Annotated in this window: 18 protein-coding genes; 9 read left to right on the forward strand and 9 right to left on the reverse strand. The window is 70.6% G+C overall.

Annotated features, from left to right (window positions below):
* Positions 1-2: 2 nt before the first annotated feature.
* The 9 genes from FXF60_RS02045 to FXF60_RS02085 all read left to right on the forward strand — a co-directional run bounded on the left by FXF60_RS02045 (position 3) and on the right by FXF60_RS02085 (position 9,695).
* A complete protein-coding gene (locus FXF60_RS02045) occupies positions 3-1,007 on the forward strand; it encodes a Bug family tripartite tricarboxylate transporter substrate binding protein (RefSeq protein WP_238335644.1) in 1,005 nt (334 codons plus the stop codon).
* Positions 1,004-1,498 (forward strand): tripartite tricarboxylate transporter TctB family protein, encoded by a 495-nt coding sequence (locus FXF60_RS02050; RefSeq protein ID WP_151523559.1) that lies wholly within the window; start codon positions 1,004-1,006, stop codon positions 1,496-1,498. Before FXF60_RS02045 ends, FXF60_RS02050 begins: the two co-directional genes overlap by 4 nt.
* A gap of 2 nt (positions 1,499-1,500) precedes the next feature.
* Positions 1,501-3,006: a tripartite tricarboxylate transporter permease gene (locus FXF60_RS02055; RefSeq protein WP_151523560.1), complete on the forward strand. Its 1,506-nt coding sequence runs from the start codon at positions 1,501-1,503 to the stop codon at positions 3,004-3,006.
* Positions 3,007-3,047: 41 nt separating this feature from the next.
* On the forward strand, positions 3,048-4,685 hold the full coding sequence (locus tag FXF60_RS02060) for a Na+/H+ antiporter NhaC family protein (protein ID WP_151523561.1): 1,638 nt from the start codon (positions 3,048-3,050) through the stop codon (positions 4,683-4,685).
* A 162-nt stretch (positions 4,686-4,847) separates the two neighbouring features.
* Positions 4,848-5,711, forward strand: coding sequence for a serine protein kinase RIO (locus tag FXF60_RS02065; RefSeq protein ID WP_238335645.1), 864 nt, complete (start codon positions 4,848-4,850; stop codon positions 5,709-5,711).
* A gap of 124 nt (positions 5,712-5,835) precedes the next feature.
* On the forward strand, positions 5,836-6,906 hold the full coding sequence (locus tag FXF60_RS02070; protein WP_151523562.1) for a siderophore ABC transporter substrate-binding protein: 1,071 nt from the start codon (positions 5,836-5,838) through the stop codon (positions 6,904-6,906).
* A 71-nt stretch (positions 6,907-6,977) separates the two neighbouring features.
* Positions 6,978-7,898, forward strand: coding sequence for an ABC transporter permease (locus FXF60_RS02075; RefSeq protein ID WP_238335655.1), 921 nt, complete (start codon positions 6,978-6,980; stop codon positions 7,896-7,898).
* Positions 7,891-8,943, forward strand: a complete 1,053-nt coding sequence (locus tag FXF60_RS02080) for an iron chelate uptake ABC transporter family permease subunit (protein ID WP_238335646.1) — start codon at positions 7,891-7,893, stop codon at positions 8,941-8,943. Before FXF60_RS02075 ends, FXF60_RS02080 begins: the two co-directional genes overlap by 8 nt.
* The gene (locus tag FXF60_RS02085) at positions 8,940-9,695 is read left to right on the forward strand and encodes an iron ABC transporter ATP-binding protein (RefSeq protein ID WP_151523564.1); all 756 of its coding nucleotides are present in this window, start codon (positions 8,940-8,942) and stop codon (positions 9,693-9,695) included. The genes FXF60_RS02080 and FXF60_RS02085 overlap by 4 nt, the downstream gene beginning before the upstream one ends.
* A gap of 12 nt (positions 9,696-9,707) precedes the next feature.
* Here the strand turns inward: FXF60_RS02085 and FXF60_RS16715 are convergent, their stop codons facing one another.
* From FXF60_RS16715 to dxs, 9 genes are all read right to left on the reverse strand, one after another.
* On the reverse strand, positions 9,708-10,109 hold the full coding sequence (locus tag FXF60_RS16715; protein ID WP_238335647.1) for a DUF3253 domain-containing protein: 402 nt from the start codon (positions 10,107-10,109) through the stop codon (positions 9,708-9,710).
* Positions 10,106-10,936 (reverse strand): carbohydrate ABC transporter permease, encoded by an 831-nt coding sequence (locus FXF60_RS16720; protein WP_238335648.1) that lies wholly within the window; start codon positions 10,934-10,936, stop codon positions 10,106-10,108. Before FXF60_RS16720 ends, FXF60_RS16715 begins: the two co-directional genes overlap by 4 nt.
* Positions 10,933-11,808 (reverse strand): carbohydrate ABC transporter permease, encoded by an 876-nt coding sequence (locus tag FXF60_RS02095; protein WP_151523565.1) that lies wholly within the window; start codon positions 11,806-11,808, stop codon positions 10,933-10,935. The genes FXF60_RS16720 and FXF60_RS02095 overlap by 4 nt, the downstream gene beginning before the upstream one ends.
* Positions 11,805-13,100: an ABC transporter substrate-binding protein gene (locus FXF60_RS02100; RefSeq protein ID WP_151523566.1), complete on the reverse strand. Its 1,296-nt coding sequence runs from the start codon at positions 13,098-13,100 to the stop codon at positions 11,805-11,807. The genes FXF60_RS02095 and FXF60_RS02100 overlap by 4 nt, the downstream gene beginning before the upstream one ends.
* Before the next feature lie 56 nt (positions 13,101-13,156).
* Positions 13,157-14,326, reverse strand: coding sequence for a hypothetical protein (locus FXF60_RS02105; protein ID WP_151523567.1), 1,170 nt, complete (start codon positions 14,324-14,326; stop codon positions 13,157-13,159).
* A gap of 83 nt (positions 14,327-14,409) precedes the next feature.
* A complete protein-coding gene (locus FXF60_RS02110) occupies positions 14,410-16,944 on the reverse strand; it encodes a hemopexin repeat-containing protein (protein WP_151523568.1) in 2,535 nt (844 codons plus the stop codon).
* Positions 16,941-17,285, reverse strand: a complete 345-nt coding sequence (locus tag FXF60_RS02115) for a hypothetical protein (protein ID WP_151523569.1) — start codon at positions 17,283-17,285, stop codon at positions 16,941-16,943. Before FXF60_RS02115 ends, FXF60_RS02110 begins: the two co-directional genes overlap by 4 nt.
* A gap of 37 nt (positions 17,286-17,322) precedes the next feature.
* Entirely contained in the window at positions 17,323-18,258 is a 936-nt protein-coding gene (locus FXF60_RS02120) for a diacylglycerol/lipid kinase family protein (RefSeq protein WP_151523570.1), read from the reverse strand.
* Between the two features lie 15 nt (positions 18,259-18,273).
* On the reverse strand, positions 18,274-20,166 hold the full coding sequence (dxs, locus tag FXF60_RS02125; RefSeq protein ID WP_151523571.1) for a 1-deoxy-D-xylulose-5-phosphate synthase: 1,893 nt from the start codon (positions 20,164-20,166) through the stop codon (positions 18,274-18,276).
* Positions 20,167-20,359 lie beyond the last annotated feature (193 nt).

Raw genomic sequence — 20,359 nt, forward strand, 5'->3', positions numbered from 1 at the left:
TGATGAGCGGGGACGCGAGCAGCCGTCGTCGGGGGTGGGGGATGATCGTGTATGCCGTGGTGGCGACACTGGTCGTCGGCTGGGCCCTCACCGTGTCCGCACGGTCGGCCGAGCAGGGGGACGACCTGCGGTCCACCCTCACCCTCATCGCGCCGGCCAGCCCGGGCGGCGGGTGGGACACCTTCACCCGGGAGCAGCAGGCGGCGATGCGCGCCAACGGGATCGTCAACAACGCCACGGTGCTGAACATCGCCGGGGCGGGAGGGACCATCGGGCTCGGCAAGTTCTCGACCCTCGACGGTCGGGCGACCAACCTGCTCACGACCGGCACGGTGATGTCCGGCGCGATCGCGCTCAACGACTCGCCGGTCGCGATGACCGACGTCCGGCCGCTGGCCCGGATCAGCGAGGAGTACGACATCATCGTCGTCCCGGCGGACTCGCCCTACCAGAGCATCGAGGACCTCGTCGCCGACTGGGAGCAGGACCCCGGCGCCTTCCCCTTCACCGGCGGCTCTGCCGGGGGCCTGGACCACCTCATCGTCGCGGACCTGGCGATCAAGGCCGGGATCGACCCGACCCAGATCACCTACATCCCGCAGTCCGGCGGCGGGGAGGCCATCCAGGTGCTCTCCTCCGGCGACGCCCAGGCGGCCGTGTCCGGCTACAACGAGTTCGCCGACCAGATCGCGGCCGGGCGGATGAGAGGCCTGGCGATCGTGTCGCCGGAGCGGGTCGAGGGCATCGACCTGCCGACCCTCATCGAGCAGGGGTACGAGGTGTCGATGACCAACTGGCGCGGGTTCCTGGCGCCGTCCGGCATCACCGACGAGGAGTTCGCCGAGCTGGAGGCCATCGTCACCGAGACGGCGCAGAGCCCCGAGTGGCAGGAGGCGATGGAGCGCAACAAGTGGACCGACGTCTTCCTCACCGGGCAGGACCTGCTCGACTTCATCGAGGAAGACACCCGTCAGAACGAGCAGCTCGTCGAGGAGCTGGGACTGTGACCGACGTCGGTTTCTGGCACGGTCGCTCCGGCCTGGCGGTGCCCGCCCTGCTGGCCGCCTTCGTCACCTACCTGCTCGTCGGTGTGCTGACCATGGAGGTGCCGGAGGGCACCGACTTCCCCGGGCCGCGCTTCTTCCCGATCATCCTCATCACCGCGGGCTACCTGCTGGCTGCCCTGCTGGTGCTGCACTACCTGCGCCACCCCGAGCCGGTCGAGGTCGGCGAGGGTGAGGGCAGGTGGCGCACGTTCACCGACTGGCGGGCCGTCGCCTGGTGCGTCGGCGGCTTCCTCGTCTTCGCGCTGACGATCGAGCTGCTGGGCTGGATCATCGCGGCCGCGGTCCTCTTCTGGTGCGTCGCCCGCGGCATCGGCTCGGCCCGCCCGCTCTTCGACGCCTCCCTCGCGCTGCTGGTCTCCTCGGTGATCTACCTGGCCTTCGCCCAGGGCCTGGGGCTCAACCTCCCCGCCGGCTTCCTGGGAGGGATGTGAGCATGGAGTCCCTGTCGCTGCTGATGGAGGGCTTCGCCGGCGCCCTCACCCCGATGAACCTGCTCTGGGTGGTGCTGGGGTGCCTCCTCGGCACCGCGGTGGGCGTCATGCCCGGCCTGGGCAGCTCGATGGCGGTGGCCCTGCTGCTGCCGATGACCTTCGCCCTGGAGCCGACCGCCGCCTTCATCATGTTCGCCGGGGTCTACTTCGGCGGCCTCTTCGGCGACTCGACGATGGCCATCCTGATGAACACCCCGGGCCAGGCGTCGGCCATCGCCTCGACCTTCGAGGGGCACCGGATGGCCAAGGACGGCCGTGCCCCGCAGGCCCTGGCGACCGCGGCGATCGGCGCCTTCCTCGGCGGGTTCTGCGCCGCCGTGGTCGTGGTCTTCCTCGCGCCGGGGCTGGCCGACTTCGCCGCGGGATTCGGGGCGGCGGAGTACTTCGCGCTGGCGCTCTTCGCCTTCGTGGCGACCTCCTCGATCGTCGGTGACTCGGTGGCCAAGGGTCTGGCGGCCCTCGTCATCGGCCTCGGGCTCGCCACGATCGGCATGGACGGGATCTCGGCGACCGAGCGGTCGACCCTCGGCATACCCGAGCTGTTCGACGGCATCTCCATCGTCACCGTCACGGTGGCGGTGCTCGCGCTCGGCGAGGTCTTCCACATCGCCTCCCGGGTCCGGCGCGACCCCAAGACGGTGGCGATGAAGACCAGCGGGCGGGCCTGGCTCTCCCGAGCCGAGTTCCGCGAGGCCGGTCCCGCCTGGGCGCGGGGCACGGCGATCGGCCTGCCCTTCGGCATCATCCCGGTGGGCGGCTCCGAGGTCCCCACCTTCATGGCCTACGACCTGGAGCGCCGGATCGACCGACGGCGCCCCCGGCCGATGTTCGGCAAGGGCGCGATCCGGGGGTTGGCCGCCCCCGAGGCGGCGGGCAACGCCACCACCGGCACCGCGATGGGCGCCCTGCTGGCGCTGGGCCTCCCGGTGTCGGCGACCGCGGCGATCATGCTGGCGGCCTTCCAGCAGTACGGCCTGCAGCCCGGGCCGCTGCTCTTCGACCGGGCACCGGACCTGGTGTGGTCGCTGCTGGCGAGCTTCTTCGTCGCCCTGGTCGTGCTGCTCATCATCAACCTGCCGTTCGCGCAGCTGTGGGCCAAGCTGCTGCTCATCCCCGCGCCCTACCTCTACGCCGGGATCACCGTCTTCTGCGGGCTCGGGGTGTATGCCCTCTCGGCCGCCCAGTTCGACCTCTACCTGCTGCTGCTCATCGGGCTGGTCGGCTTCCTGCTGCGTCGCTACGACATCCCGCTGGCGCCGCTGATGATCGGCATGGTGCTCGGTCCGCTCGCCGAGAGCTCCCTGCGCGAGGCGCTGCTGTCCTCCAACGGTGACTACTCGGTCCTGGTGAGCAGCTGGATCGCCTGGCTGCTCTACGGCATCCTCGCCGTCGTGCTCGTCGTCACCGTGCGGACGAAACTCCGCGGACGTCGTGCCACCGACGTCTAGTTGGGTCTAGCCTGGGGCATCACCGCCGTCGAGGAGGCACCATGACCGACAACCTGCCGATCCTGACGCTGCTGCCACCGATCATCGCGATCGCGCTGGTCATCGCCACCAAGAAGGTGCTGCTGAGCCTCGGTGCCGGTGTGCTGGCCAGCGCGCTGCTGGTGGCGAACTTCAACCCGCTCGAGACGCTGAGCCTGGTCTGGACCGGCTTCTCGTCCATCTTCTGGGACGAGGGCGCGGTCAACACCTACTACGTCTACATCCTGCTGTTCACGCTCGCGCTCGGCGTGATCGCCTCGCTGATCCTCATGTCCGGAGGCAGCCAGGCCTTCTCCGACTGGGCGATCCAGCGGATCCGGACCCGGCGGGGTGCGCAGTCCCTGGCTGCTGGGTTGGGCATCGCGATCTTCATCGACGACTACTTCAACGCCCTGGCGGTGGGCCAGGTCGCCCGCCCGGTCACCGACCGGCACCACGTCGCGCGGGCCAAGCTGGCCTACCTCATCGACTCCACCTCGGCACCGGTCGCCGTGCTGGTGCCCTTCTCCAGCTGGGGCGCCAGCATCATCGGGATCATGGCACCGCTCGTGGCGGCCTCGGCGCTGACCGTCAGCGACGTGGGTGCCTTCCTCGGAGCCGCCGGCATGAACTACTACGCGATCGCGGCGGTGCTGCTGGTGTGGATCGTGGTCGTCTTCGGGATCGACTTCGGCCCGATGCGGGGCCAGGAGCGACGCGCGATCACCGACGGCGAGACCTACGACGCCACCGAGGAGATCCCCGGCGAGATCGCGGCGGACCTGCCGGTCCACGCCCCCGGGCACAAGCGGGCCCTGGTCATCCCGTTCCTGCTGCTCGTCGCCGGCGTCCTCGGCGGCATCATCTGGACCGGCTACCGCGGCACCGTCACGGCCGACGAGTTCGTCGCCGGGAGCGGCGTCACCGTCCTGGACATCATGGCCTCCACCGACGTCACCGAGGCGCTCATCTACGGCGCCGTGCTCGGGCTGGCCTCGGCGTTCTACTACTACGTGCGCTACACCTCCTCCAACCCCAAGTTCTCCACGAGCACGTTGGGGCGTGGCGTGTGGAGCGGGCTGCAGTCGATGCTCCCCGCGGTCTACATCCTGCTGCTGGCGTGGATCCTCGGCGGTCTGATCAGCGAGCTCGGCACCGGTGAGTACCTCGGCGGGCTCGTGGAGAGCGCCAACATGGCACCGCAGTGGCTGATCCCGGTGATGTTCGTCCTCGCCGGGGCGATGGCCTTCTCCACCGGCACCTCCTGGGGCTCCTTCGGGATCCTGCTGCCGATCGCCGGCGACATCATGAACAACGTCAGCGGAGGTGACGAGCTGCTGCTGGCCGCCTTCGGCGCGGTGCTGGCCGGGGCCGTGTGGGGCGACCACTGCTCCCCCATCAGCGACACCACGATCCTGTCCAGCACCGGTGCGAGCTGCAACGTCATCACCCACGTGACGACCCAGCTGCCCTATGCGATCTCGGGCGCCCTCATCGCGCTGCTGGGGTATGTCGTCTTCGCCCTCACCGGCAGCGGCTGGGCCGGCTTCGTCGCGGTGCTCGTCGGTCTGGCCGTGGTGGCGGTGCTGGGCAAGACGGTGCTGCAACGGCTCGAGGACGAGATCCCGCAGGAGGAGCAGGCCGAGCGGTCCCTCACCTGAGGCCGTGCCGAAAACCCGTTGCCGCGGCGCGCCAACTGCGGCACAGTCTGCGGTGATCGGCGAGCGCGCACCCGGCGTGCTCCGTGCAAGGAAGGGGGCGACCCGTGCCACACCCCGCCCCGGGGCGTCCGCCCCACCCTCTTCTTCCTCGCAGGAGCACCCGTGCAGCACTCTTCGCACCGCATCGATGACGTCGACCCGTTCTTCGTCTTCGACTACACGCCGCTCGACGCGGCGGACCATCTCACCACCGACCAACGCCTGACCACCTACTGGGACGTCGAGGCCGGCAACCGCGGCCCCGCGCCCGTCCCCACCTGGCTGGTGCAGGACTCAGGAGCCGTCGACACGGACCTGGGCGTCCTCAAGACCGGCAAGGAGGCGGATGTCTTCCTCGTCGAACGCGCCACCGTGACGGGGGCGTCCGACAGCTCCTGCCTGCTGGCCGCCAAGCGGTATCGCGACGCCGACCACCGGTCCTTCCACCGCAGCGCGATCTATGCCGAAGGTCGCGGGGTGCGCCGCTCCAGGGACCAGCGCGCCCTCGCCAAGGGCACCGCCTACGGCCGCCAGGTCGCGGCCGGGCGGTGGGCGTACGCCGAGTGGGAGGCGCTGTGCCGGGCCTGGGAGCACGGCGTCCCCGTGCCCTATCCCGTGTCCCTCGACGGCACCGAGATCCTCATGGAGTTCATCGGTGACGACGACGGGGAGGCCGCCCCGCGCCTGGCCGCGTGCGGTCACGACGCCGACCTGCTGGACCACCTGTGGCAGCAGGCCCGGGAGGTGGTCCTCCAGCTCGCCGAGCGCGGGTGGGCGCACGGCGACCTGTCCGCCTACAACCTGCTGGCGCACCGGCACCGGCTCGTGGTCATCGACCTGCCTCAGGTGGTGGACGTGATCACGAACCCCCAGGGTCCGGAGCTGCTGCACCGCGACTGCACCACCGTCGCGGCGTGGTTCGGCCAACGTGGGGTAGGTGCCGACGGCGAGGCGTTGTTCGCCGAGGCCCTGGCCCTGGCCACCTGATCACCGGCGTGACCTGCACCACATCATTAGCCCTGATGCTTCGGCGATATTCCAACTTAGGTTAGGGTTACCTTGTCCGTGCCGGGGTCCCGGTGCGGACCACCCTGACCTGAGGAGAGACACCATGCACCTGCGACGTTCCCGCGGAGGCCTCGTCGCCGTCGCGACCGCCGCCGCCCTGACCCTCGCCGCCTGCGGGAGCGACGAAGGGGCCGACACCGCGGCCGCCGAGGGCGAGTCCGCCGCCGACGACGGGGCCGAGGAGGAGTCCGCCGACGACGCGGGCGAGGAGGACGCCGCAGCGGACGAGGCCGCCGCCGGCACGGTCGAGGTCACCGACTTCCAGGGCACGGTCGAGGTCCCGGTCCCCGCGGAGCGGGTCATGGTCACGGACAACCGCGTCGTGCGCGCCCTGGACGAGTGGGGCGTCGACATCGTCGCGGCTCCCCTGGACGTCTTCCCGAGCGACCTGTCCTACGCCAGCGACGACGCGGTGATGAACCTCGGCAACCACGGCGAGCCGGACCTGGAGGCCGTCGTCGCCGCCGACCCCGACCTGGTCTTCAACGGCTACCGCTTCCAGGACTACTACGGCGACATCCAGGAGCTCGCGCCGGAGGCCGCCATCGTCGACACCACCACGGACTACGAGAACGCCCCGCTCGACGAGGAGCTCATCCGTCAGATCACGCTCGTCGGCGACGCGCTGGACCGTCCGGACGACGCGGCCGCGCTGGTCGAGGAGTTCGAGTCCTCCATCGCCGCCGCCACCGAGGCCTACGACGGCGAGTCGACGGTGATGGGGCTGCTCACCTCCGGCGGTGACATCTCCTACGTCGCGCCGGTGACCGGTCGCTCGATCGGCCCGGTCTTCGAGGTGCTGGGCCTCAACCCAGCCCTGGAGCTGGCGGCCGACGACACCAGCCACGGCGACGACATCTCGGTGGAGGCCATCGCGGACGCCAACCCTGACTGGATCGTGGTCATGGACCGGGACGCGGCGATCGCCGCCGAGGGCGACGAGTACTCCAGCGCCGAGGAGCTCATCACCGGGTCCGAGGCGCTGCAGAACGTCACCGCGGTCCAGGAGGGCAACATCGTCTACCTGCCGGCCGACTTCTACCTCACCGAGGACATCCAGGCCTACACCGAGCTGTTCACCTCCATGGCCGACGCCATGGGTTCGGCGCGCTGACGACCGTCCAGTCCGCCCGCCGAGGATCCCCGGGACGCCACACCCGGGGGTCCTCGGCGTGGTTCCTCGCGCTGGCGGCCGTCCTCACCCTCGGCCTGCTCGCGGTGTCCCTCTCCGTCGGCGTCTACGACATCACCGACGGGCAGGACGGGTGGGACATGTTCGGGATCACCCGGGCCCCGCGCACCATCTCGCTGGTGCTGGCCGGGGCTGCCATGTCCATGTGCGGGCTGGTGATGCAGCTGCTCACCCAGAACCGTTTCGTGGAGCCGACCACGACCGGCACCACCGAGTGGGCCGGCCTGGGCCTGCTCCTCGTCTTCATCCTGGTGCCCGGGGCGAGCCTGCTCACCAAGATGACCGGTGCCGTGGTCATGGCCTTCATCGGCACCACGATCTTCTTCCTCTTCCTGCGCCGGGTCTCGCTCAAGTCCTCCCTCATCGTGCCGATCGTGGGCATCATGATCGGCGCCGTGGTGGGCGCGGTGTCCACCTACCTGGCGATGGCGACCAACATGCTGCAGCAGATGGGCATCTGGTTCGCCGGCAGCTTCACCTCCGTGGTCCGCGGGCGCTACGAGATGCTCTGGATCGTCCTGCTCGTGACGCTGCTGGTCTTCCTGCTGGCCGACCGGCTCACCGTCGCCGGGCTGGGCAAGGACATCGCGACCAACGTGGGGCTCAACTACGACCGGATCATCCTCGCGGGCGTGGCGATGGTGTCCGTCGCCACCGGCATCGTCACCGTCGTCATCGGCTCGCTGCCCTTCCTCGGCCTCATCGTCCCCAACGTGGTGTCCCTCGTCCGGGGTGACAACCTGCGCAGCAACCTGCCCTGGGTCTGCCTGCTGGGGGTCTGGGTGGTGACCGTCTGCGACATCATCGGACGCACCATCATCATGCCGTTCGAGGTGCCGGTGTCGCTCATCCTCGGCGTCATCGGCGCGGTCTTCTTCATCGCCCTGCTCGTGATCCGGCAGCGCCGTGGCTGAGGCGACGCGGGTGAGGCCCGCCGCACCGCCCGTCGGCGAGCCCACCCGGCGCACGGGCGCGTTCGTCCGCCGGCGCGACCGGATCAGGTATGCCGTGACCATGGTCGCGCTGGCGCTGCTCGCCGTGGCCCTGACCGCGGGCATCCTGGCCTACGACAACCCGATGCCGGTCGGCAGCGACGGGTTCTGGCGGATCGCCGAGCTCCGCGTCACCAGCATCGCGGTCATCCTCGTGGTGGCCTTCTGCCACGCCTTCGCCACGGTCAGCTTCCAGACGGCGACGAGCAACCGCATCATCACGCCGTCGATCATGGGCTTCGAGGCGCTCTACATCGTGGTCCAGACCGGCGCGGTCTTCTTCCTCGGGGCCTCCGGGGTGGCGATGGTCACCGGCACGACGCAGTTCCTGCTGCAGGCGGGGCTGATGATCGTGGTCGCCACCATCCTCTACAGCTGGCTGCTCAGCGGCCGGTTCGGCAACATCCACATCATGCTGCTGGTCGGGGTCATCCTGGGCGGCGGGCTGGGGTCGTTGTCCACCTTCATGCAACGTCTGCTCACCCCGAGCGAGTTCGACATCCTCACCGCCCGGTTGTTCGGCAACATCGGCAACGCGGACGCGGCATACCTGCCCTATGCCGTCCCGATCGCGCTCGCCGCGGGGGGCGCCCTGTGGTGGCGCGCCCGCCGGCTCGACGTGCTCTCGCTCGGCCGGGACGCGACGACGAACCTGGGGCTGAACCACAAGCGTGAGGTCATCGTGGTCCTCTTCCTGGTCTCGGTGCTCATGGCCATGACCACCGCACTGGTCGGGCCGATGACCTTCCTCGGCTTCCTGGTCGCCATGCTCGCCTACCAGTTCGCCGACACCTACCACCACCGCCTGCTGCTGCCGATGGCGTTCCTCCTCGGCTACGTCGTGCTGACCGGTGCCTACTTCGTGCTGCGCCACGTGTTCTACGCCCAGGGCATGGTCACCATCATCATCGAGCTCGTGGGCGGACTGACCTTCCTCGTCTACATCATGCGAAAGGGGCGGCTGTGATCGAGCTGACCGACGTCACCAAGAGCTACAGCACCGAGACCCTCATCGGACCGCTCACCACGCAGATCCCAGCCGGCGGCATCACCGCGCTCATCGGGCCGAACGGGGCCGGGAAGTCGACGGTGCTCACCATGATCGGCAGGCTGCTCGGGCTGGACCAGGGCACCATCACGGTCGCCGGGCACGACGTGGTCCACACGCCGTCCAGGGCGGTCGCCAAGATCCTGTCGATCCTGCGCCAGGAGAACCACTTCATCACCCGGCTGACCGTCCGCCAGCTGGTCGGCTTCGGCCGCTTCCCGCACTCCCACGGGCGGCTCACGCCGGACTGCGAGCGGCACATCAGCGAGGCGATCGACTTCCTCAACCTCACCGGCCTCGAGCACCGCTACCTCGACGAGCTGTCCGGTGGGCAGCGGCAGCGGGCCTACGTCGCCATGGTGCTCGCCCAGGACACCGACTACATCCTGCTGGACGAGCCGCTCAACAACCTGGACATGCAGCACTCGGTGCAGATGATGCGGCAGCTGCGCGCGGCCGCCGACGAGCTCGGTCGGACCGTGGTCATCGTGCTCCACGACATCAACTTCGCGGCCCGCTACGCCGACCAGATCATGGCCATGAACGACGGGCGGATCACCGAGTTCGGACCCCCCGAGCGGATCCTCACCGACGAGACCCTGAGCCGGGTCTTCCACACCCCGGTCAAGGTCATCGACGGCCCGGACGGCCCGCTCGCGGTCTACTACTGAGCGATCCGCCGCTCAGGATGGCTGGTGGCCCCAGTCCGGTCCCCGGCGCAGGCGGATCGGGCCGGTGGCCCGCGAGGGGTCGACCACCCTGCCGGCCTGGGTGATCTCGACCTCCCCGGCGACCACCAGGCGTCGCGCGGCGCGTCGGGCCGGCTCCATCAGCTCACGCCACCCGTCGTCCCCGGCGACCTCCCTGGCGACCTCGGACGGGCACACGGTGGATCGTGGGGCACGAGCCGCCAGGAGCCGCAGGACCGCCGCCTCCAGCTCGCGGTCCACTGGCCGCACCCCGCGGCGGCGGCACGCCGCCGAGCAGTGGCGCACCGCGTCCCAGTCCCGCTCCCACTTCGTGCGCCACTCGATCCGGCGGCCGCAGGAGGCGCACCACCTCTCCCCCGGTGCCGAGCCGGTCACCGCAACCCGCTGCGGGAGAAGCCCTGGACGAACCAGCGCTGGGCCAGCAGGAAGACGAGCACCATCGGTGCCACCGTGATGAGGGCGAACGCCATCGTCGCACCGTAGTCGGGGCCGAACTGGCCCTGCAGGAAGAGCAGACCCACCGGCAGGGTGTAGAGCGCGTTCTCCCGCAGGGCGATGAGCGGCCAGGCGAAGTCGTTCCACGTCTGCAGCATGCTCATGAAGAAGAGCACCGCGATGAGCGGGCGGGACAGCGGCAGCACGATCCGCCAGAAGATCTGCAGGTGCGTCGCGCCGTCGATCCGGGCCGCCTCGATCAGCTCCCGCGGGATGGTGAGGATGAACTGCCGCGCGAGGAAGACCCCGAAGGCCGAGGCCGCCGTCGGCAGGATCACCGCCCAGTAGCTGCCGTACAGCCCCAGCTCGGTGACCAGGCGGAACAGGCCGACCATGATCACCTGCACCGGCAGCATGAGCGTGGACAGCGACACCAGCAGCAGGACCCCCGAGCCGGGGAAGCGCAGGTGCGCGAAGGCATACCCGGCCAGCAGGTTGACGAGCACGATGATGACCGAGGTCACCAGGGCGATCGCCACCGAGTTGCCGAACCAGGTGAGCACCGGGAAGGAGTCGAGGACGCGCCGGAAGTTGTCCAGCGTGGCCTGCTCCGGCCACAGCCGCAGACCTCCGCCGGACAGCGAGGACCGGGTGGAGAAGGCGACGACGACCATCCAGTAGAGCGGGAAGAGGATGACCCCTGCGGCGAGGAGGGCGCCCAGCAGCCGCAGCGCCGCGCCGCGCCGACGGGCGGACCGGGTCCTCATACGCTCTCCTCCCGCCGACGTTGCGCGCGCCACCGCAGCGCGGTGACCACGAGGGTGACGGCGAGGAGCACCACGCCGATCGCCGCGGCATACCCCTGGTCCCGGGTGACGAAGCCCGTGTCGTAGGCATAGGTGACCAGCACCGTCGTGGCCCGCTCCGGTCCTCCCCCGGTCATGACGAAGACGATGTCGAAGACCTGGAAGGAGTAGATGATGTTGAGGATGACCAGGAAGAACGACTGGGGGCTCAGCTGCGGGACGGTGACGTGGCGCAACCGCTGCCAGGCGTTGGCACCGTCCAGCCGCGCCGCCTCGTAGAGCTCGTGCGCCACCCCCTGCAGACCGGCGAGGTAGATGAGCATGTTGAAGCCCACCCGCCACCACAGCGTCATGATGACGACGGAGGCGAACGCCGCCGGGCCGTGCGTCTGCCAGTCGACCTGCGGCAGCCCCATGGCCCGGGCCACCTCGGTGAGGAAGCCGCTGTTCTCGTCGAAGATCAGCACGCCCATGAGTGCCGTCGCGACGCCGGAGATCGCCATCGGCAGGATGAGCACCGACCGCAGGGCACCGCGCGCCGGGAGCGCGGAGTCCAGCAGCAGGGCCAGACCGAGGCCGATCGCCATCGCGGCCGGGGTCACCAGCACCGTGTAGAGCGCCGTGTTGAGGGTCGCCCGCCAGAAGACGGGGTCCTGCACGAGCCGCCCGTAGTTGTCCAGGCCGACGAAGGTGCCCTCGCCGAAGCCGTTGGTCTCCTGCAGGCTGATGACCATCGCGCCGCCGAGCGGGAGCAGCACGAAGACCCCGAGCAGCAGCAACGTCGGCGCGGCGAAGGCATAGCCCGCCAGCGCCTCGCGAGCGCGGGCCGTCACTGCGTCGCAGCCCCGATGCCGTCGGAGAGGGTGGTGAGGGTGGCCTCCACGTCGGCGTCGCCGAGGAAGCTCGCCTCCAGACCGTCCTGCAGCACCGTGATGATCGAGGACATGTCCGGCGAGGCCACCTGCCCGGAGTCCTGCGGCAGCACCGCGCTGGACTGCTGCAGGAAGACCTGCGACAGCTCGGGCCGCACCTCGAACTCGATGCCCTCCTCCACCAGGTCGGCGCGGGTGGGCAGCAGCGAGGACCCGGCGCAGAACTCCCGCATCTGCTCGGCCTCGGTGACGAACTCCAGGAACCGCGCCACCAGCTCCGGCTGCTCCGTCTGGGCGGTCGCCACCAGCGCGTTGCCGCCGAAGTCACCGGCGGAGCGCTCGTCGCGGGGCGGGAAGGTGGCGGCCCACTCCCGCTCGTAGGTCGCCTCGGCGTCGGGGACGAGGAAGGCCCCGGCGAAGACCATCGGGACGGTGCCCGCGAACCAGCTGTCCGCGGCATACGTCGAGGAGCTGATCGAGTTGTTGCGCGGCACCAGCCCGTCCCGGAAGAAGCTCGTCGTGAACTCCACCGCCGCGGCCCCCGCGTCGGAGTCGATCGCCGCCGTGACCAGGTCCTCCTCCAGGAAGCGCCCGTCGGCCTCGAAGAGCCAGCTCAGCCAGCGGGTCACCCCGTTGCCCTGCCAGTTGTAGGCGAACGGCGACTGGTCCGAGGGGAGCGACTCCCGCAGCCGCCGGGCGACGTCGGCGAACTCCTCCCAGGTCCAGGCCTCCTCCAGCGTCTGCGGCACCGCGTCGATGCCGGCGTCGGCCAGGGCCTGGACGTCGTAGAGGATGACCGAGGTGTCGGTGTGGTGCGGCACGCCGAAGGGCGAGCCGCCGCTCTGCACCGCGGCCCAGGCCTGGGGCGTGAACCGGTCGGCGAAGCCGTCGCTCAGGTGCGGCGTGAGGTCGAGCAGCTGGTCGCGCCCGGCATAGCTGCCGAAGGTGTAGTAGGGCACCCGGAACACGTCCGGCGGGTTGCCGGCCTGCAGCTGGGCGTCGATGTTGGTGAACATCTGCTCGTAGGGGACGGCGTTGAGCTCGACGCTCGCCCCCTCGTTGGCCGCCTCGAAGGCCGAGATGGCCGACCGTAGTGCGGCGAGCTCGGCGTCGGTGCCCCAGGTGGTGAAGGTCAGTGTGCCCTCGGACGACGCCGAGCCCGAACCGGTCGAGAAACCGCCGCAGCCACCGAGTGCCGCAGGTGCTGCTGCCGCTCCCAGGGCAGCAAGGAATGAACGTCTGTTGAGGTGCATGAGAACTCCGTTGGTCGAGTACGGACGGAACACATGCCGTGCGGGGAGCGGCCCCGTCAGACTATCCGCAGGCTCGACTCTTCGGCGGTCAGAACGCTCTCCAGGTGCTCGCGCGCCGGTCCCTCCAGCGTCAGGGCCTGCAGCCCCTGGCGGGTCGCGCGCGCCACCCGGCGTCCCTGCTCGGCGCTGAGCAGCCCGAGCCGCACCGCGTGGGCGGCGGCACCGGCGTAGGTGTCGAAGACGTGGACGCCCTGGTCGGCCCAGGCGGCCCGCTCGGAGTCGTCGAGGCCGGTGACGTCGTGCAGCAGGGTGCCCACGATGTGCGCCGGGTCGATCCGGTGCATCTCGGCGCCGACCCGGCCGTCCGCCTGGCCGCTGTCCCCGATGAAGACCATCCGGCACTCAGGGAAGAGCAGCCGGTCCCGCTCCATGTTCTGCAGCTTGCGCTCGGCCATCGCCGCCTTGGTGTGCAGGTTGAGCAGCGACCCGCCGAGCACGGCGTGCGGCGGCAGCCCCAGGTGGCTCAACGCGTCGCGGGTGTACTGCTCCACGAGCCCGCGCGGGCCACCGGGGCGTGCCGTCACGAAGGTGAGGTCGCCGGCCCGCCCGGCATCCGCGGCCGCACCGCGGTCCAGCTGGGTCAGCAGCTCCACCACCCCCGGGTAGACGGTGCCGCGCGGGTAGCGGTCGTCGTGGATCGCGCACTTCACCGTGTCGTCGATGTCGCACAGCACCCTCAGGTCGGAGGTGGGGTCGACCCGGGCCTGCTCGGCGAAGTGCTCCAGCACCGTGTCCTGCAGGTCCTCGTCCAGGTCCTCGAAGACCAGGTGCTCCAGGTCGTGGTAGTCACCGGACGCGTTGAGGTGGTACTTCAGGTCGTGGAAGGCCCGGCCGTGCGTGGCGAGGAGCACGCCGACGATGGCCTCCTGGTAGCTGCGCGGGGTCGGCCCGGCGTGCAGCGAGGCGATCGCCCTGCCGACGACGGGGGTGGACAGCTCGGCCAGGCGGGCGTCCAGCAGCAGGTCCAGCAGCTGGGTCCGGTGGTCCGGGCCCCAGAGGTGGTCGTCGACGTCACCGATGACCTTGTCCAGGTCGAGGTCGGCGAGGACGGTGTCCAGCTCGCCGTGCGGCACCTCGCGCAGGATCTGCAGGATCTGCGCCTCCTGCGACCTGCCGGTCCGCCATCCTGAGCTGAGCGCGGTGATCTGCACGGCCCGGGGGTCCATGGGTCTCCTGTCCGGCGGGGGGCGGTATGCCTGCGGCCAGCCCAGCCTGTCAGGTCGGTCGCCCGCGCGCCCGCCGACGGCCCTCAGGTGCGCGGGAAGGGCATCCAGTTGCCGTTGATCCACGCGGGGAACCCGGCGTCCGGACCGTTCGCGACGTTGCTGTAGCGCAGGTAGGTCCGGCCGTTGAAGAGGTAGATCTGGTTCGTGTCCCGTCGCATCAGGGCGGCGTCGATGCCGTTGGCGTAGTGCGCCGGGAGCCCCGTCCAGTTGGGGCTGATCGGCTGCGGGAAGCCGGGGTCGGCCTGCGCCTCGGTCAGCCGGACGTAGCGGTCGCCCTTGAAGAAGTAGATCTTGTCGTTCGACATCCGCCACAGGGCGGCGTCGATCCCCTCCTCGAAGTCGGCCGGGAGACCCTTCCAGTTGCCCTTGATCGGCGCCGGGTAGCCGGCGTCCATCTCGGCACCCGTCATCCGCACGTACTCCGACCCCTTGAAGAGGTAGGTCTTGCCGTTGGACTCGCGGTAGAGGGCGGCGTCGAGGTTGCGGGTGAACCTGGAGGGGAGCCCCTTCCAGTTCCCGGCGATGGTGGTCGGATACCCCTCGTCCATCGTCCCGGCCTGCGAGTAGCGGGCGTAGTGGGCCCCGGAGAAGAGGTAGATCTTGTCGTTGTCGCCGCGGTGCACGGCGGCGTCCACCCGCTCGAGGAAGGCGCTCCAGCCCCAGTGGGACCGGGTGTAGCCGCAGACCACCGGCCCCGAGGACCGCATCAGGCAGGGTGTGCCGTTCGTCATCCGGACGTACTGGCTCCCGGAGAAGAGGTAGATGTGGCCACGCTCCTCGTGCCACAGGGCGGCGTCCAGACCCGAGCTGAAGCTGGCAGGCAGCCCGTGCCAGTTGCCGGCGATCGGGGCGGGGTACCCCTCGTCCATCGTCGTGTCGGTCAACCGGACGTACTGCGAGCCCTTGAACAGGTAGATCTTGTCGTTGGACGGCCGCCACACGGCGGCGTCGATGCCCTGCTCGAAGCTGGACGGTATGCCCTTCCACGCGCCCGCGATCGCTCGCGGGTACCCGGCGTCCATGGTGGACCCGCTCATCCGGGCGTACTGCGACCCCTTGAACAGGTAGAGCTTGTTGTTCGCGGGTCGCCACACGGCGGCGTCGATGCCGCTGGTGAAGCTGGCCGGCAGCCCGTGCCAGTTGCCGGCGATCGGTCTCGGGTAGCCCGCGTCGACGGTGGTGCCGGTCAGCCGCACGTACTCCGAGCCCTTGAAGAAGTAGACCTTGTTGTTGTCGTGGCGGTAGACCGCCGCGTCGATGCCCGAGGCGAAGGCGGCGGGCATACCGCCCCACGGCCCCGCGATGCTGCCCGGGTAGCCGTCGTCCATGGTGATGCTCCCGGCGCACGGGGTGCAGTTGCCGTTCACGGCCCGGGTGAACCGTCCCGCGACGCTCGAGCACGAGCAGTTGCTGGCCTCGTACTCGTCCGGCGCACCGAACAGGTGCCCGGTCTCGTGCGCGACCACGGTGGAGAAGCTGCTCCAGGTGGGGCTCCAGGCCATCACCCACTTGGGCGTCGAGGCATACCCCGGCCAGTAGACCGGGTAGGAGGTGACGAAGCAGACGATGCTCGAGGCGGTCCCGTGCTGCTGCTGCAGCTGGTCGGCGTAGGCCTCGAAGCCGGGACGTCCGGCGCCGACGCCCAGCTCGGCCTGCGCCGCGTCCCGCCACAGCGCCTCGGTCTCGCCCTTGTCCAGCCCGCCGACGTACTTGGGGTAGCCGGCGTCGGGTGCGGAGAAACCGCCCGGCGAGTAGCGCACGTACTCGTTGAGCCGGTTCCGCTCGGCGCGCCCGAAGAAGTAGATCTTGTCGATGTCACCGCGCCAGAGGGCTGCCTGGATCCCGGTCTCGAAGTGCTCGGGCAACCCGCCGAAGTTCGGCGCGATGGGCTGCGGGTAGCCGCCGTCCATTTCGGTGCCGGTGAGCCGGACGTAGCGGTCGCCCTTGAACATGTAGATCTTGTTGGTCTGGTGGTGCATGAAGACCGCGTCGATGCCCTCGGCGAAGTCGTCCGGAAGGCCCTGCCAGTTGCCGGCGATCGGCCTGGGGTAGCCGGGGTCCATCTCCGTCTCGGTCAGCCGGGCGTACCGGTCCCCCTTGAACAGGTAGATCTTGTCCCGCTGCTTGTGCCAGAACGCGGCGTCGATGCCGTCGGTGAAGTCGCTCGGCAGCCCCTTCCAGTTCCCGGCGATCGGGCGGGGGTAGCCGGCGTCGGTGACCGAGCCGGTCATCCGCAGGTAGCGGTCTCCCTGGAAGAGGTAGGTGCGGTCGTTGGACTCGCGCCACAGGGCGGCGTCGAGGGGTTCGGTGTAGAAGCTCTTCGGCATGCCCCGCCAGGGGGCGTCGGGGAAGATCGACTCCTCCAGGTGCACCACCCGGGTCGCCCAGCGCCAGGAGACCTTGGCCTGGGGCTCGATCCCGGCCAGGTCCTCCAGCCCGCTCTGCACCTGCCCGGCGATGGAGAGCAGCTCGGCCGTGGGGATCTGCAGCTCGCCCGGGCCGTCGACGATCACCAGGCCGACGGACACCTCGTTGATCAGGCGCTGGTTGCGGGTCACGGCAGATCACCCGCTGCGGCCTCGCCGGAGACGGCGGACATCATGTTCACGGTCCCGGTGGCCCGACGGCGCAGCTCGCCGCTGCGTCGGTAGGCGAACGTGGCCAGGTCCAGGTTGGCGATGAGCTGGTCGCGCGGCAGGGACGCCGGGTCGGCCAGCTCCCGGAGCGCCTGGACCTCGGCCCGGCCGGGTCGCATCCGGGCGCTGTCGGCCCGGATGATGGCGACGTCGCCGAAGCGGTGCACCACGGTCGGCTCCCCTCCCCGGCGGGTGAGGTCCTCCACGTCGGCGTGGGTCACCGCGACCAGGTCGTGCGGTGCGTCGAACAAGGGTGTGCTCATGCTCTCCTCCTCGGTATGCCCGGGAAGAGGCTCGAGGTCAGCCCCAGATACGCCGGGGTCCGGCCAGGTCGCCCGCCCGGGCCACCCGCAGGCTCGCGGGCAGGATCTCGATGCGGGCGGAGACGGCCTCCGGCAGCACGTCGCCGTCGACCTGCACCGGTCCCGGTGGCTCGAGCTCGACCAGCAGGGACCGGCCGCCGCGGTAGCGCAGGGCGGGGTGCTCGGCCCGTCGGGCACCCAGCCCCGTGGCCGCGATCCGGGCCCAGTCGCCCCGCCGCCGTGGTTGCACCACGGCGACGTGCAGCATCCCGTCGTCCATCCGGGCACCGGGCACGAGCTGGGCACCCAGCGGGAGCCGGCCGCCGTTCACGGCCAGCACGCTCCAGGCCGACTCCTCCCGCGCCGCGTCGTCGTCCAGCCGCAGCCGCACCGGACGGCCCGCGTGCCCGAGGCGGCGCAGCCCCGGCGTCACGTAGGCCATCCATCCCAGCCTCGACTTGGCCGCGGACGACAGCCCGGCCAGGGTCTCGGCGTCGTGACCGACCCCCACCACGACGAGGAAGGACAGGGACGCCGTCGACCCGTCACGGCGGCAGACCCGCACCCGCCCGAGGTCCACGGGGCGACCCTCTGCCGTGACCGCGAGCCGGGCCGCCGCGGCCGGGCTGCGGGTCGGCAGGCCCAGGCTGCGGGCCGCGAGGTTCGCGGTGCCGCAGGGCACCACCCCCAGCACCGTCTCCTCGCCCAGCGCGCCGGCGACCTCCCGGACGGTGCCGTCCCCACCGGCGACCACCACCCGGGCGCAGCCGCGGCGGACGGCCTCCCGCGCCTGCGGGCCCCCCGGCTCGGCCACCGTCGTGGTCCACACCTCGGGAGGGTCCAGTCCTGCTGCGGCGCACGCCGCCGCCACGTCGCGCCGTGCCCGTGCTGCCGCGCGCGCGACCGGGTTGAGGATCAGCGCGACCGGGGTCACGGCAGGTCCGTCGGCTCAGCCCAGCTTGGCCGACAGCGAGGTGGCCACGGCGTCCGGGGTGAGGCCGATGCGGTCCAGCACCTGGTCCCGGGACCCGTGGTCCAGGAACTCCCGGGGTATGCCGTAGCCGTGCACGGGGACGTCCACCTCGGCCTCGGCCAGCGCCTGGGACACCGCGCCGGCGATCCCGCCACCCACGATGTTGTCCTCGATGACCGCCACCCGGCCGGCCGTCCGGGCGAGGTCGACGACGTCGTCGCTGACCGGCAGCACCCAGCGGGGGTCGACGACCATGATCCGGCGGCCCTCGGCCTGCAGCTTGTCCGCCACCTCGAGCGCCGTGCCGGCCATCGAACCCACCCCGACGACGAGCAGCTCGACGTCGGCGGCCGAGGGGTCCAGGGCCTCACCCTGGTCCGGGTCGCGCAGGACGTCGACGCTGCCGACCGTGCGCACCGCCTCGATCGGCGCACCGACGCTGCCCTTCGGGAAGCGCACCACGCTCGGCCCGTCGTCGATGTCGACCGACTCGCGCAGCGCCCGCGCCACCTGCTGGCCGTCGCGCGGGGCGGCGACCCGGATCCCGGGGACGATGCCCACGAGGGTGAGGTCCCACATACCGTTGTGGCTGGCGCCGTCCGTCCCCGTGACGCCCGCGCGATCGAGCACGAAGGTGACCCCCTGCCGGTGCAGGGCGCAGTCCATGAGGAGCTGGTCGAAGGCCCGGTTGAGGAAGGTCGCGTAGATGCACACGACGGGGTGCATCCCGGTGAACGACAGCCCGGAGGCCATCGCGACCGCGTGCTGCTCGGCGATCCCGACGTCGAAGACCCGGTCGGGGAAGCGCTCGGCGAAGGGCTGCAGCCCGACCGGGATGAGCATGGCGGCGGTGAGGGCGACGATGTCGCTGCGCTCCTTGCCCAGGCGGACCAGCTCGTCGCTGAACTCGTCGGTCCAGCCCCGGCCGGAGACCTCCAGCGGCAGGCCGGTCTCGGGGTTGATCTTGCCGACGGCGTGGAACCGGTCGACCTCGTCCTCCGTGGCCGGGTCGTAGCCGTGGCCCTTCTCGGTGATGGCGTGCACGAGGACCACGCCGCCGAAGTCGTGCGCGCGGCGCAGCGCGGTCTCCACCGCGTCGACGTCGTGCCCGTCGACCGGCCCGAGGTACTTCAGCCCCAGGTCCTCGAACATCCCCTGCGGGCTGACGATGTCCTTGAGCCCCTTCTTCACGCCGTGCAACGTCTCGTAGACCTGACGCCCGACGACGGGGGTGCGGGCCAGCTGCCGCTTGCCCCAGGAGAGCACGTGCTCGTACTCCTGGGTGGCGCGCAGCGAGGCGAGGTACTCCGCCATGCCGCCACGCGTCGGGGCGTAGGACCGCTCGTTGTCGTTGATGACGATGATGAGCGGCAGGTCGGGCTGGTCGGCGATGTTGTTGAGCGCCTCCCACACCATGCCGCCGGTCAGGGCGCCGTCGCCGATGACCGCGACGGTGTGCCGGTCGGTCTCGCCGCGGAGCTTGCGGCCGGTAGCGATCCCGATCGCCCAGGACAGCGAGGAGCTGGCGTGCGAGTTCTCGACGACGTCGTGGTCGGACTCGGCCCGGCTCGGGTAGCCGGACAGCCCGCCCTGCTTGCGCAGCGTGGACAGGTCGTGCCGACCGGTCAGCAGCTTGTGCACGTAGGAGATGTGGCCGGTGTCGAAGAGCAGCGTGTCGCGCGGCGAGTCGAAGACCCGGTGCAGGGCGATCGTCAGCTCGACCACCCCGAGGTTGGGTCCGAGGTGTCCCCCGGTCTGCGACACCGAGGAGATGAGGTATGCCCGGATCTCCTCCGCGAGGGACCTCACCTGACCCTGCGTCAACCGCTTGAGGTCGGACGGCCCGGTGATGGTGCGCATCAGTGCCACGGAATCGTCCCTCCGGATCGCCTCGTCGGTCCAGCCCGGCCAAGTCTACGGCCCGACCCCTGGGAGGACGCTGCATCCCTCGGTGGGCGCACGGACGCGGCGCCCTAGATACCCCAGGCGGCTAAGAAGTCAAGCGGCGGGTGCTTGGCGGTGGGCCCAGGCGGTGTGTTCGTCGTAGGTGGTGCGGTGTTTG

It is taken from the genome of Serinicoccus kebangsaanensis (assembly GCF_008919445.1).
In the GTDB taxonomy this organism is placed as follows: domain Bacteria; phylum Actinomycetota; class Actinomycetes; order Actinomycetales; family Dermatophilaceae; genus Ornithinicoccus; species Ornithinicoccus kebangsaanensis.